Genomic DNA, 13699 nt, shown 5'->3' with positions numbered 1-13699 from the left:
CGCGGGAGTGGCCTTGCCGGCGACTCCCGCCGGCCCCAGAGACCTTCCAGGAGTCGCCGTGACCCAGCAGTTGCCGCAGATCCCGTCGACGGAACCCGAGCTGGCGGGCGTCCGCAACTTCCGCGACGTGGGCGGCCTGCCCGCGGCGGACGGCCGACGGGTGCGGCACGGGCGGCTCTTCCGCAGCGGTCACCTCGCGCACGCCACGGCCGAGGACGCAGCCTTCCTCGGCGGTCTCGGTCTGCACACCGTCTTCGACTTCCGCAACGAGACCGACCGGCGGCTCGACGGCCTGGACGTGGAGCTGCCCGGTGTGCGGAGCGTGAACATACCCCTCTCCGACCCGGCCGACGGGGCGGAGTTCTGGCACGTGGTCCGGGACGGCGACGTCGCGCAGCTGCACGCGATACTCGGCGACGGCAAGGGGGTGAACCGGATGATCGCCTCGTACCGGTCGATCATTCTGGACCGGACCGCCGAGCACAGCCAGGTCCTGCACGCCCTGGCCGAGGACAGCGTTCCGGCACTGATGCACTGCGCGGCGGGCAAGGACCGGGCCGGCCTGGCGATCGCGGTGTCGCTGCTGGCCGTCGGGGTCGGGCGCGAGGAGATCGAGGCCGACTACCTGAAGTCCAACGATGCCCACCGCCGCTACAAGGTGCGCCGCAGCGACATGTCGGCGAAGGGCATGTCGGACGAGGTGATGGAGCTGCTCAATCCGCTCTTCGGAGCCCGTGCCGAGTACCTGGCCGCGGCCTTCGCCGTCATCGACGAGACCTGGGGCGGCACGGACCGCTACTTCTCCGAGGGACTGAAGCTCTCCCCCGAGACCCGCGAGCGGCTGCGCGACCGGCTCCTCGACGAGTCCTGATCGGGAACGGGGCGCGGTCCGGAACGGGGCGCGGCCGGAAACGGCGCGCGCGGGAGCGGAGTACGGGCGGGGCGTGAACGGGAGTGCGCCCGATCCGCCCCGGCGCGTGTTCAGCCCTTGCCCGCCACCGCGAACAGCAGGTAGAGGAAGGCCGCGAGGATGTGCCCGGCGATGAGGTAGGCGAACAGCCGGATCACCACACCGCGGGGGAACTTCCGTTCCTGGGCCTCGTACTTCTTCGTGGACCCGAGCGGGTCGAAGTTCTCCGAATCGGACATGACGGTCCTCTCTGGTGACCGGCCGGGCCGGTCTCAGCGATGGTGGATGCCGCTGCCGAGGCACAGCTCGGCGGCGGGGCTCTGCAGCAGGGTGTGGACGAAGAGCAGCTCCGCGCCGTCGCGGTCGAGGGCGGCGAGCCGGTGCGGGGTGAGCGAGTCGAAGTGCGCGCTGTCCCCGGGGGCGAGGTCGTGCACGGTGTCCCCGAGCGTGACCCGCAGGTGGCCGGCGAGCACGTACACCCACTCCTCGCCCGGGTGGACCCGCACGAGGTCGCCCTGCGCGCCGTGGGGGACCCGGACCCGGAGGGCCTGCATCGCCCGGCCCGAGCCGCCGGCCTGCTGGTAGGACCAGCCGTCGGCCTCGGCCCCCTCGAACTTTCCGCCACGGATGATCGCGTCGCGTTCGGGGGGTGTCTCGCCGAGCAGCTCGGAGACCGTCGTACCGTAGATCCTGGCAAGACCGAGGAGCATCGGCAGCGAGGGCTGGCGCCGGCCCGTTTCGAGCCGGGAGAGATGGGCGGGGGAAAGCCCCGCCCGCTGGGCGGCGGTCTCCAGGGTGAGACCGCGGCTGCGGCGCAGATCGCGCAGGCGTGGTGCGACTCCGGGCAGCTCGTCGGCCGCCCCTCCGTCCGGAGGATTCATGTTCCCATTGGGCCAGGATCCTGCCTCGGAGGCAAATTTCTTGCCTCCGAGGCAAAAGTATCCGGGAGCCCTGCTCAGCGGTTGGCCACGGCCTGCTTCACCAGGGTCCGGCCGAAGTCCCACATCAGTCCGCCGCCGCTGTGCGCGTCGTCCATGACCTCGGTGAACGCCGTGACGAACCGGTCCACCTCCGGCTCCCCGATCACCAGCGGCGGGATCAGCTTGATCACTTCCATGTGGTCGCCCGAGACCTGGGTGAGGATGCGGTGCTTCTGGAGCAGCGGCACCACCACCATCTGCGCGAACAGTCCCTTGCGAGCCGCCTGCAGCATGGTCCAGCGGCTGCGCAGCTTCAGTGACGACGGCCGGCCGAACTCGATCCCGATCATCAGTCCGCGCCCGCGCACCTCGTGCAGCAGCTCGTAGCGGTCGACCAGCGCGCCCAGCCGTTCCCGCAGCAGATCGCCGGTGCGGCGCGCACGGGCGACGATCCGCTCGTCCTCCATCACCGCAAGGACGGCGAGTCCGGCCGCCATCGCCTGGGCGTTGGATCCGAAGCTCGCGGAGTGGACCAGGACCCGGTCCATCGACGAGTAGACGCGCCGGAAGACCCAGTCCTTGCCGAGGGTCGCCCCGACCGGGACGTAGCCGCCGGACAGTGCCTTGGCGACGCAGACCAGGTCGGGTTCGACGCCCTCCTCGTGCTGGTGGGCGTAGAAGTCACCGGTCCGGCCGAGGCCGGTCTGCACCTCGTCCGCGATGAGCAGGGCCTTGTGCCTGTGCAGCAGCTCCTGGGCCTCCCGCAGGAAACCGGGGGGCGCGGCGTGGACCCCCTTGCCCTGGATCGGCTCGACGATCAGCGCCGCCACGTCGCCGCGCCCCAGTTCGCGCCGCAGGGCGTCGAGGTCGCCGAGGCCGATGGCGGTGTCCGGCAGCAGGGGGGCGAAGCCGTCCCGGAAGCCGTCCTCGCCGTTGACGGAGAGGGAGCCGGTCGTCAGCCCGTGGAAGGAGTGGGCGCAGTAGAGGATCCTGGGCCTGCCGGTGGCGCGGCGGGCGAACTTCAGGGCCGTCTCGACCGCTTCCGTGCCGCTGTTGCCGAAGAACACCCGGTCCAGGTGCGGGCTGTGCGCGAGCAGCTTCTCGGCCAGCAGGCCGGGCAGCGGCTGGCAGTCGAAGCGGGTGAGGTCGGCGAGCGAGGCGTCCAGGACATCGTGCAGGGCCTTGCGCACGACGGGGTGGTGCCGGCCGAGCCCCATCACGCCGAACCCGGCGAGCATGTCGAGGTAGTCGTTGCCGTCCGCGTCCCAGAAGTACGCGCCCTCGGCCCGTTCGTAGACCTTGTCGAAGCCGATGGTGCGGAGCATCCGGGGCAGCTGGTGGTTGAGGTGCTTCGTGTGCAGTTCGTAGCGTTCGGCGCCGCGCTCCGCGAGGAGCCGCGCCAGGTCGAAGCCCTTGGGGTCGTCGTCCTTCATTCCCCGCTCTCCTCGGTCCTCGTCGCCGCCTTCCCGGCGGCCAGTGCGCCGCTGATCCGTCCGGCGATCTCCACCGGGGTGAGTCCGATGTCGGCCAGTACCTCGGCACGCTTGCCGTGGGCGAGGAACTGCTCGGGGATGCCGAACGTCCGCAGCGGTACGTCGACCCCGGCGTCCCGCAGCGCCTGCCCGACCGCCGAGCCGACGCCTCCTGCCCGGCTGTTGTCCTCGACGACGGCGACCAGCCGGTGCCGTGCGGCGAGCGGGGGCAGTTCCCCGTCGACCGGTTTGACCCAGCGCGGGTCGACGACGGTGCAGCGGATGCCGCCACCGGCCAGCAGGTCCGCCGCTCCCAGGCAGACCGGGGCGAGCGCGCCGACGGCCACCAGCAGCACGTCGGGGTCGTCCGCCCGGTGCAGCACGTCCATGCCGCCGATCCGGCCGAGCGCCGGGACCGGCTCCCCCACCGCCTCCTTGGGGAACCGGATCACGGTGGGGGCGTCGTCGACGGCCACGGCCTCGCGGAGCTGGGCCCGCAGCTCGTCGGCGTCGCGCGGGGCGGCGATCCGCAGGCCGGGCACGACCTGGAGCACGGACATGTCCCACATCCCGTTGTGCGAGGGGCCGTCGGGTCCGGTGACACCGGCCCGGTCGAGGACGAAGGTCACCCCGCACCCGTGCAGCGCGACGTCCATCAGCAGCTGGTCGAAGGCCCGGTTGAGGAAGGTGGCGTAGACGGCGACGACCGGGTGGAGTCCGGCGGTGGCGAGCCCCGCCGCGGAGACGACGGCGTGCTGTTCGGCGATGCCGACGTCCCAGATCCGGTCGGGGAACGCCTCGGCGAACCGGGTGAGCCCGACGGGGTCCAGCATCGCCGCGGTGACGGCCACGACGTCCGGCCGCTCCGCGCCGATCAGGGCGATCTCGTCGCCGAACACCGAGGTCCAGGACGGCCCGCCGGGCGGGAGGAGCGGTGCGCAGGTCAGCGGGTCCATCGCGCCGACGGTGTGGAAGCGGTCGGCCTCGTCGTGGAGCGCCGGCGGGTAGCCTCGGCCCTTCTCGGTGATGCAGTGCACCAGCACCGGGCCGTGGAAGCGTTTCGCCCGGTTCAGGGCGGACTCGACGGCCGCGATGTCGTGCCCGTCGACCGGGCCGACGTATTTGAGTCCGAGGTCCTCGAACATGCCCTGCGGGGCGAAGGCATCCTTGAACCCCTTCTTCGCGCCGTGCAGCGATTCGTACAGCGGCGTCCCGATGACCGGTGTCTGCCGCAGCACGCCCTTGCCCCAGGAGAGGAAGCGTTCGTAGCCGTCGGTGGTGCGCAGGGTCGCGAGGTGGTCGGCGAGGCCGCCGATGGTGGGGGCGTACGAGCGTTCGTTGTCGTTGACCACGATGACCAGCGGCCGGTCCCGCGCGGCCGCGATGTTGTTGAGCGCCTCCCAGGCCATTCCGCCGGTGAGGGCCCCGTCCCCGATGACGGCCACGACGTGGTCCTCGCGCCCCAGCACCTGGTGGGCCTTGGCGATGCCGTCGGCCCAGCCGAGGACGGTCGAGGCGTGGGAGTTCTCGATGACGTCGTGCGCGGACTCCTCGCGGCAGGGGTATCCGGACAGGCCGCCCTTGCCGCGCAGCTTGGAGAAGTCCTGCCGTCCGGTGAGCAGTTTGTGCACGTAGCTCTGGTGCCCGGTGTCCCAGAGGATGCGGTCCACGGGCGAGTCGAAGACCCGGTGCAGGGCGATGGACAGCTCCACCACGCCGAGGTTGGGTCCCAGGTGACCGCCGGTCCTCGCCACCGCCCGGATGAGGAACTTCCTGATGTCCTCGGCGAGTTCGCCGAGTCGTGCTTCGTCCAGCGCCTTGAGGTCGTGCGGCCCCCGGACGTTCTCCAGAATCGTCATGCCCGGGCCCCCTCTCCTGATTCCGTTTCAGCTCGCGGTGACGGTGGGAGCCCCCGACGGCGTCCCGGTGCCGTCCATGCCCTCGGCGATCTTCAGGGCTTCTTCGATGCCCACCGCAACCGACCCGACCCGGATGCGCCGCGAGGGGCGGCGCACCGCGAGCGGTCGGGCCGGCGGGCCGGGGAGCCCCAGGGCGACCGGCTCTCCAGCGGTCATGACGTCACCGGTTCCCGGAGACCGTCTCGCGCGCCGCGCGCAGGGACTCCTTCAGCGATCCCATGGTGGCGAGGACGGCGGTGGGCTCGTAGCCGCAGTGCGCCATGCAGTTGTCGCAGCGCGGGTCCTTGCCCCGGCCGTACCTGTCCCAGTCGGTCTCCTCGATGAGCTGGCGGTACGTCGGCACATAGCCGTCGCTCATCAGGTAGCAGGGCCGCTGCCAGCCGAACAGGGAGTAGTTCGGGATGGCCCAGGCCGTGCAGGGGAAGTCCACCTTGCCCTCCAGGAAGTCCAGGAAGAGCGGCGAGTGGTTCAGCCGCCAGCGGGCGCGGTTCCCGCCGGCGAACGCCTTCTTGAAGAGTTCGCGGGTCTGCTCGACGCCCAGGAAGTGTTCCTGGTCGGGCGCCTTCTCGTAGGCGTAGGCGGGCGAGAGCATCATCTCGTCGACCTTCAGCTCGTCATTGAGGTAATTGAGGACCTCGATGACGGTCTGCGGGGTGTCGGTGTTGAAGAAGGTGGAATTCGTGGTGACCCGGAAGCCGCGTCGCTTGGCCTCCTTGATCGCCGCCACCGCCTCGTCGAAGACGCCTTCCTTGGCGACCGATTCGTCGTGCCGTTCGCGCAGCCCGTCGATGTGCACGGCGAAGGCGAAATACGGGGAGGGGGTGAACTTCTCGATCTTCTTCCGCAGCAGCATCGCGTTGGTGCAGAGGAAGACGTACTTCTTCCGCGCCACCAGCTGCCGGACGATTTCGTCGATCTGCGGGTGCATCAACGGTTCACCACCTGCGATGGAAACCATCGGGGCACCCGATTCGAGCACGGCACCCACCGCCTGGGCGACCGGCATGCGCTGCTTGAGCACTCCGGCGGGGTGCTGGATCTTCCCGCAGCCCTCGCACGCGAGATTGCAGGCGAACAGGGGCTCCAGTTCCACGATGAGCGGGAACTTGTCCCGCTTTCGGAGCTTCTGTTCGGCGAGATACGTCGCCACCTTGATGGACTGGCGGAGCGGCATGGCCATCTGGCTCACCTCCTGGGGAGCAACAAAGATCGGTGCCATTCGTAGAAAGCCGGCAGGACGGCACGGAGAACACGGAAAGCCGATATTCCACCGCGTACCGTGCCGATGCGGACGAGCTCGTGCTCCGGAGCATCCACGACCACCCGTACGGCGGCAACCGGGCGGGGCCCGGACCGCAGGGCGGTGCGCAGAGTGGCGGCCGACTCCATGTCGACCGCGATCGCTCCGGTGGCCCGCAGTGCGGCCCGCTCGTGTCCGCGTACGACATGGGCGGAGCCGGCCAGCGGGCCGGTGTGGACGGTGTGGCCGGGCACCGCCCTGGCCAGGGCCTCGGCGAGCAGGCCGGGGGTGGTGCAGGCCGTCGAGCCCCCGGCCTCCCGGGTCTCGTCGGCGACCACCAGGTCCCCGGGGTGCATCCCCGGAAACAGCCCGGCGCAGAACCCGGAGGCCAGGACGGCCGCACCGGACGCGCGGCCCCGGGCCAGCGCCCGGCCCACGGCCTCCTCGGCGGCCCGGGGGCCCATGCCCGTGCGCAGGACGGTGACGGGGCCGGGGGCCGCGCCGGCCCTGCCCCGGCCGCTGTGCAGGGCGAACCGCTCGATGCCGAGCGCGCAGGCGATCAGCAGCGGTGCCGCGGGCCCTGACGGCCCCGGGGCGTCGCCCATCAGGCCCCCTTGCGGACGGCGAACGGTTCGCCGTACACGTACCGTCCGAGGGCGGTGAGCGGGAAGACCTGCCGGTAGAGGTGGTAGTTGATGGAGAAGTCCCAGGGGAAACCGGTGCCGGTGAAGTACGGCTCGTCCCAGGACCCGTCGGCCCGTTGGGTGCCGGTCAGCCAGGACACCCCCCGCAGCACGGCCCCGCTGTCGCGCCGTCCGGCGGCGAGCAGCGCGAGCAGCGCCCACGCGGTCTGGGAGGCGGTCGAGGCGCCGTGCCCGATCCACTCGTCCTCGTGGTACGAGCGCAGGTCCTCGCCCCAGCCGCCGTCGTCGTTCTGCACGGACTCCAGCCAGTGGACCGCGCGCCGGATCGCCGGGTGGGTGACGGGCAGTCCGGCGGCGACCAGGGCGGGCACGACCGACCCCGTCCCGTACACGTAGTTGACGCCCCACCGGCCGAACCAGGCGCCGTTCTCCTCCTGTTCGGCGAGCAGCCACTCCACGCCGCGCCGGGTGGCGGGGTGCCCGGCCTTCCCCTCGACGGCGAGCATCTCCACCACGTGTCCGGTGACATCGGCGGAGGGCGGGTCGATGACCTCGCCGAAGTCGCAGAAGGGCAGCCGGTTGGGGAAGGCGCTGGTGTTGTCCGCGTCGAACGCGCCCCAGGCCCCGTTGCGGGACTGCATCCCGAGGTTCCAGCGCACGCCCCGTCTGATGGCGGCCTCGACGCGGGCCCGGTCGGGGTGGCGGACCCGGCGCAGCGCGAGGACCACTTCCGCGGTGTCGTCGATGTCCGGGTAGTTGTCGTTGTGGAACTCGAACGCCCAGCCACCCGGGTTGAGCCGGGGCCGGCGCACGGCCCAGTCGCCGGGCCGGACGATCTCCTCGCCGAGCATCCAGTCCGCGGCCCTGACGAGGGCCGGGTGGTCGGGGCTCACCCCGGCGTCGGCGAGCGCGATGGTGGCGAGGCAGGTGTCCCACACCGGGGACTGGCAGGCCTCGATCATGCGGGCGCCGTCCTCGCGCCAGACCGCGAACCGGTCGAGCGATTCGAGCCCGGCCCGCATCACCGGGTGCTCCAAGTCGTAGCCGAGCAGGTGCAGGGCGATGACGGAGTACACGGCGGGGGGCTGGATGCCGCCCCAGCAGCCGTCGTTCTCCTGGCGTTCGATGATCCAGCGGGAGGCCGCGTTCATGGCGATCCGGCGCAGGCTGCGCGGGGCGAACCGGTGGTAGACGTGCAGCGCCCGGTCCAGGCGCTGGAAGACGCCGTCCCAGCTCGCCGCCGGGGCCTGGCGCCTGGGCGGGTTCGGGTGGGCCGGGTCGGTGTGCAGTTCGTCGAGCGCGAACGGGGCGGGGCGCACCGGCCGCTTCGCCGAGACGATGGTGAGCGGCACGATGGTCTGGCGGGCCCAGCAGCCGAAGTCGTAGATGTTGAGCGGGGCCCACTTGGGGAAGAACATCAGCTCGGGCGGGAGTTCCGGCAGGTCGTCCCATTTCCACCAGCCGAACAGGGCGAGCCAGATCCGGGTGAAGACGCGGGCGGCCGCGATGCCGCCCTGGGCCCTGATCCAGGCCGAGGCGCGGGCCATGTGCGGTTCGTCCGGCCGGTCCCCGGCCAGCCGCAGGGCCACGTACGCCTCGATGGTGGTGGAGAGTTCGCCGGGCCCGCCGTGGAAGGTGGCCCAGGTGCCGTCGCTCCGCTGTTCGCCGCGGATGAAGAGGCCGGCCGCCCGGACGGTCTTTGGGTCCTGGATGCCGAGGAATTGACGCAGGAGCAGGTCCTCGGCGTCCATGGTGACGTTGGTGGCGAGGTCGCCCTTCCACCAGCCCTGCTCGTCCTGCCTGCCGAGGAGGTGCTCCACCGAGCGTTCCGCGGCCCGCCGCGCGACGGCGAGCACGTCGTCCGCGGCGATGGTTGTGTCGGTCGGTTCACTGGCCGAGGCCGCGCGGGGGCTCACGGCCCCCGTGCTTCCGTCGGTCGTCGCTGTCATGGCTTCCCCTTCGTGCAGTCGGTCCTCTGCTGTGCTGGGGTCTCCGTCGGCCGGTGCCCGCGGGGCACCGGCCGGCGACTGCGATTCATATGGACCAGATGGCGATCATCTCTTTCGTACGACGACGAAGTCCGCGAGCGCCGTGAGCTGCGCCCGCACGGTCTGCGGCATGTCGACCCGGTGCAGCGCCTCGATGGCGACCGCGTGCTGTCGACGGGCCTCCTGGGCGGTCCACTCGCGGCCGCCCGCCTCCTCGATGAGTGCCGCGCGGGCGGCGAACTCCTCTTCGGAGAAGCTGTCGAAATCGCTGCTCTTGGCGTCGGCCGCGAGCAGTTCGCCCAGGCGTTCCGAGGCCGGGCCGTCCGCGGCGAGCGCGGCGACCACCGGCAGCGACTTCTTGCGCTGGCGCAGGTCGCTCCAGGTCTGCTTGCCGGTGGATCCGGGGTCGCCCCAGATGCCGAGCAGGTCGTCGACGGCCTGGAAGGCGAGGCCGAGGTGGTATCCGTACGCCTCCAGGGTGTCGGCGGTGCGGTCGTCGGCGCCGCCGAGCACCGCGCCGATGGAGCAGGCGCAGGCGAGCAGGGCGCCGGTCTTGTTGCCCTCCATCTCCAGGCACTCCTCGACGGTGACCCGCTCGCGGTGCTCGTAGGAGATGTCCTGGGCCTGTCCGTCGATGAGTTTGCGGCTGGCGGCGGTCAGCCGGCGCGTGGCGCGGCCCGCCTCGACGGTGCCGAGCTCCAGCAGGATCTCGTTGGCGAGCGCGAAGAGCGCGTCGCCGACCAGGATCGCCTGGGCGGGGCCGTGCACCTTCCAGACCGTGTCGCGGTGCCGGCGCTGCTCGTCGCCGTCCATCAGGTCGTCGTGCAGCAGCGAGAAGTTGTGCACGAGTTCGACGGCCACGGCGCCGGGGATCCCGGCCTCGGGCTCGGCGCCGGCCGCCTCCGCGGACAGCAGGGCGAGCGCCGGGCGGACGGCCTTGCCGCCGTCGCCCTCGGCCGCCCGTCCCTGGGCGTCGATCCAGCCGAAGTGATAGGCGGCGACGGTGTCCATGGGCGGTGCGAGCCGGTCGACGGCGGCCCGGAGCACCGGCGTGGAAAGGGCCCGTCCGCGCTCCAGAAGCGCGGTGACGTCCGTGGTGTCGGCCACGGTGTCGAAAGCCGGATTCGCCGGGGTCACTGACTCTCCTCTTGTTCCGGTGGTACTGCTCATGCCGCCTCCTGCAGCGGATGTTCATGGGAGCGGCCGAGCGCCCTCAACGCGGCGGACGCGGCGCTGAATCCACTGCGCACGGCGCCCTCCATCGTCGCGGGCCAGCCGGTGGCCGTCCATGCTCCGGCCAGGCACAGGCCGGGGGCGCGCGTGGGGGCGCCGGGTCTCAGCCGGCCGACCCCGGGGGCGGGGGCGAAGGTCGCCGTGCGCTCCCGGGTGACGAAGAAGTCCTGGACGCCGGCCCCGCGGGCGGCCGGCAGGAGCCGCTCCAGCTCGGGCAGGTAGCGCCTGCGCAGTTCGGCGACGGGGAGGTCGATCTCCTCGTGCGCGGCGGACTGGGACAGGGCGAGGTACTGGCCGGGGCCGGTGAGGCCCGAGGCGTCGGTGCGGTCGAAGACCCACTGGACCGGGGAGCCGAGCGCGGTGAAGAAGGGGCGGCGCAGCACCTTGCGGTCGTAGACGACGTGCACGTTGAGAATCGGCGAGGTGCCGATCTCCAGGAGCTTGTCCGGTTCGTCGAGCGCGCCGTCGGGCAGCAGTCCGTGGGCCTCGCGCTGCGGGACGGCGAGGACGACGGTGTCGGCCCCGATGCGTTCGCCGTCGACGTGGACGGTCCAACCGCCGTCCTCCGCACGGGTGATGGCGGTGGCCTTGGTGCGCAGTTCGGTACGTACGCCGACGGCGTCGAGCGCCTCGCGGGCCAGCTTGTCGTGGATCTCGCCCAGGGGCACGCCCGCCCAGCCGATGTCGGCGGCGCCGGGGTCGGAGAGCAGCCCGGTCTTGAACACCTTCGCGGCGAGGGCCAGCGAGGAGTGGGGCGCGGTGGCGTTGAGCGTGGCGACGCCGACCAGGTCCCAGAGGGCCTCGATGGTGCGCGGCGACTGGCCGTGCCGGGCGAGCCAGCTGCCGAAGTCCACGGTGTCGAGCGCCGGGTCGTCCGGGTCCAGGCGGCCGAGGGCCAGCGCGGCGCGCCCGACGCCCGCCCGTTCGGCGAGCGAGAGGTGCGGGTAGCCGGCGAGCCCGGCGGCGAGGTGGAACGGCACCGGCAGGGCGTTGCGGCGCAGTCGTCCCAGGCGGGGGCCCGAGGGGCGGGCGACGTCGAGAACGGGCACGTCCAAACGGTTTTGCAAGGGTGCCAGCCGGGCGCCGCCGACCCGGTCGAGGAACCACTGGTAGGCGGTGCAGCAGCGCAGGTAGACGTGCTGGCCGTTGTCGATCGTCAGTTCGCCGCGCCGGAAGGAGAAGACGAGGCCGCCGAGGCGGGGCCGTCCTTCGAGGAGGGTCACCGCCAGCCCGGCGTCGGCGAGGCGCAGCGCCGCGGTGATGCCGGCGAGTCCGCCCCCGATCACGACCGCGCGGGAGGAACGCGGGTGGCCGTTCGTCATGCGTCCTCCTTTCGTGGGGTCACTTCAGTCAGGGACGCGGCGGAACCGCCGAGGGTTGACCGCTCAACGATTGTGTCCGTGCTGCACATGGTGCGCGAGTTCTCCGTACGGCGCATCAGAAACGCCCCCGGCCCGTCCGCCGGGAGACGTACCGGGCGTCCAGGCCCGACAGCCCGCGCACCGCGACGTACGCCTTCTCGTGACCGGGCAGCGAGACCCGGCCGCGCAGGACCGCCTCGGGGTCGCGCTCGATCCGGTCGAGCAGTCTGCGGTAGATGCCCGCCATGGCCGCGACGCACGCGCCGCTGCGCCGGTCGAGCATGGGCAGCAGCCGGTAGCCCTCGGCGAACAGCGTGCGGGCCCGGCGCACCTCGAAGTGGACCAGTCCCGCGAAGTCGGCGCCCTGCGGCGGGGTGGCCCGGTGGAACCCCGCCGAGCAGCCGAACTTGGCGAGGTCGTCGGAGGGCAGGTACGTGCGCCCGTTGCCGGCGTCCTCCCGGACGTCGCGCAGGATGTTGGTGAGCTGGAGCGCGAGGCCGAGCGTGTCGGCGTACTCCGCGGCCCGGTCGGTGCCCGGCGCGCCGGGTGCCGTGCCGAAGACGCCGAGGCTGAGGCGGCCGATGGCGCCCGCGACGCAGCGGCAGTAGACCTTGAGGTCGTCCCAGGTCTCGTACGTCGCTCCGCGCACGTCCATCAGCACGCCGTCGATCAGTTCGTCGAGCCCGCCGAGCGGGAGCGGGAACCTGCGCGCGGCGTCGGCGAGCGCGACGGCCACCGGATCGGTGTCGTCCTCGTCCACCTCGCCGGCCCGGATCCGCTCCAGCACGGTGCGGGTGCCCTCCAGCCGGGTCCGCTTGGTCTCCGGATCGAGCTCGCCGTCACCGATGTCGTCGACCCGACGGGAGAAGGCGTACAACGCCGACATGGCGTGTCGCTTCGCGGCCGGCAGCAGTCTGATGCCGTACGCGAAGTTGCGCGCCTGCTGTCCGGTGACCGCCTCGCAGTAACCGTATGCGGCCTGTACCGGTGCCGACATGTACGTCGTCTGGCCCTCCACGGTCCGGCTCACCCCTCTCTACGCGCTCTTCGCAGGACAACTCCCACCTCGCGCAGCAGGCCGGGCCTGGTGGGCTTGGGCGGGCCGGGCAGTACGTCGAACCCGGCGGCCGTGATCGCGGCGAGGGCCGCGCGCCCTCCGCCCACGAATCCGGCGAGGAGCAGCTTGAGCCTGCCGTGCACGCTGCCCACCAGGGGGATGCCCTCGTCCAGCAGTTCCCGGGCGCGTTCCGCCTCGTACGCGACCAGGGAACGCACCGACGCGTTCCCCGAGGGGGCCGCCAGATCGGCCTCGTCGACGCGGAACCGCGCCATGTCCTCGGCGGGCAGGTAGATCCGGTCGCGGCCGAGGTCCTCGGTGACGTCCTGGAGGTGCTCGATGATCTGCAGGGCCGTGCAGACGGCGTCGGAACGGCGGATGCGTTCGGGGCCGGCGGTCCCGGTGACCTGCAGGACCAGCCGGCCGACGGGGTTGGCGGACAGCTCGCAGTAGGCGAGGAGCTCGTCGTACGTCCCGTAGCGGCGGACCCGCTGGTCCTGCCGGTTCGCCTCGACGAGGCCGAGGAAGGGTTCGGGGGTGAGTCCGCGGCGCCGCACGGTGGGGCGCAGCCCGCGCAGCAGGGGGTGGCGGGGGCCGTCGCCCGTGGGGGCGAAGACCCGGTGGAGATCGGCCTCGAAGGCGTCGAGCACGGCGAGCCGGTCGTCGGCCGCCGCCGGGTCCAGGCCGAGATGGCGGGCGTCCGCCCCGCCCTCGGCGAGGTCGCCGTCGCCGATGTCGTCGACGAGGCGGGCGAAGCCGTACAGGGCCATCAGGTCGTCCCGCCAGGCCCGGGGCAGGAAGAAGGGGGCCACGGGGAAGTTCTCGTCGGCGGCCTTGTCGAGGGTGCCGGGCGCCGTGGTGCCGGGGGGCGCCTGCGGGGTGAGGGTCACCGGCGGCCGCCCGGTGCGGGGACGGCGTGAGCACCTCGGAGCTGGAGATCTTCCGTCATTGCCGT

At 72.2% G+C, this 13699-nt stretch carries 13 protein-coding genes; 1 reads left to right on the top strand and 12 read right to left on the bottom strand.

What is annotated here, in order from left to right:
* Positions 1–58 precede the first annotated feature (58 nt).
* Complete coding sequence (locus tag OCT49_RS30935) at positions 59–871, top strand: tyrosine-protein phosphatase (protein ID WP_283855102.1); 813 nt, start codon at positions 59–61, stop codon at positions 869–871.
* Positions 872–981: 110 nt separating this feature from the next.
* Here the strand turns inward: OCT49_RS30935 and OCT49_RS30930 are convergent, their stop codons facing one another.
* The 12 genes from OCT49_RS30930 to hpnC all read right to left on the bottom strand — a co-directional run bounded on the left by OCT49_RS30930 (position 982) and on the right by hpnC (position 13634).
* A complete protein-coding gene (locus OCT49_RS30930) occupies positions 982–1149 on the bottom strand; it encodes a DUF6126 family protein (RefSeq protein WP_283855101.1) in 168 nt (55 codons plus the stop codon).
* 33 nt (positions 1150–1182) lie between these two features.
* Positions 1183–1791, bottom strand: coding sequence for a helix-turn-helix domain-containing protein (locus tag OCT49_RS30925; protein WP_283855100.1), 609 nt, complete (start codon positions 1789–1791; stop codon positions 1183–1185).
* 74 nt (positions 1792–1865) lie between these two features.
* A complete protein-coding gene (locus OCT49_RS30920) occupies positions 1866–3263 on the bottom strand; it encodes an aspartate aminotransferase family protein (protein WP_283855099.1) in 1398 nt (465 codons plus the stop codon).
* Positions 3260–5161 (bottom strand): 1-deoxy-D-xylulose-5-phosphate synthase, encoded by a 1902-nt coding sequence (gene dxs / locus OCT49_RS30915; protein WP_283855098.1) that lies wholly within the window; start codon positions 5159–5161, stop codon positions 3260–3262. The genes OCT49_RS30920 and dxs overlap by 4 nt, the downstream gene beginning before the upstream one ends.
* 27 nt (positions 5162–5188) lie before the next feature.
* Complete coding sequence (locus OCT49_RS30910; protein WP_283856040.1) at positions 5189–5377, bottom strand: hypothetical protein; 189 nt, start codon at positions 5375–5377, stop codon at positions 5189–5191.
* 4 nt (positions 5378–5381) lie between these two features.
* Complete coding sequence (gene hpnH / locus OCT49_RS30905; RefSeq protein ID WP_283855097.1) at positions 5382–6401, bottom strand: adenosyl-hopene transferase HpnH; 1020 nt, start codon at positions 6399–6401, stop codon at positions 5382–5384.
* A gap of 5 nt (positions 6402–6406) precedes the next feature.
* Positions 6407–7066, bottom strand: coding sequence for a phosphorylase family protein (locus OCT49_RS30900; protein WP_283855096.1), 660 nt, complete (start codon positions 7064–7066; stop codon positions 6407–6409).
* Positions 7066–9054 (bottom strand): squalene--hopene cyclase, encoded by a 1989-nt coding sequence (shc, locus tag OCT49_RS30895; RefSeq protein WP_283855095.1) that lies wholly within the window; start codon positions 9052–9054, stop codon positions 7066–7068. Before shc ends, OCT49_RS30900 begins: the two co-directional genes overlap by 1 nt.
* 105 nt (positions 9055–9159) lie before the next feature.
* Positions 9160–10263: a polyprenyl synthetase family protein gene (locus tag OCT49_RS30890; RefSeq protein ID WP_283855094.1), complete on the bottom strand. Its 1104-nt coding sequence runs from the start codon at positions 10261–10263 to the stop codon at positions 9160–9162.
* Entirely contained in the window at positions 10260–11648 is a 1389-nt protein-coding gene (hpnE, locus tag OCT49_RS30885; RefSeq protein WP_283855093.1) for a hydroxysqualene dehydroxylase HpnE, read from the bottom strand. Before hpnE ends, OCT49_RS30890 begins: the two co-directional genes overlap by 4 nt.
* Before the next feature lie 115 nt (positions 11649–11763).
* A complete protein-coding gene (gene hpnD / locus OCT49_RS30880; protein ID WP_283855092.1) occupies positions 11764–12684 on the bottom strand; it encodes a presqualene diphosphate synthase HpnD in 921 nt (306 codons plus the stop codon).
* Positions 12685–12713: 29 nt separating this feature from the next.
* Entirely contained in the window at positions 12714–13634 is a 921-nt protein-coding gene (gene hpnC / locus OCT49_RS30875) for a squalene synthase HpnC (protein ID WP_283855091.1), read from the bottom strand.
* Positions 13635–13699: the final 65 nt, after the last annotated feature.

The sequence above is a fragment of the Streptomyces sp. ML-6 genome, from assembly GCF_030116705.1.
Taxonomy (GTDB): domain Bacteria; phylum Actinomycetota; class Actinomycetes; order Streptomycetales; family Streptomycetaceae; genus Streptomyces.
Note: the sequence above shows the minus strand (reverse complement) of the source record. Positions and strands in the feature narration are given on the sequence as shown.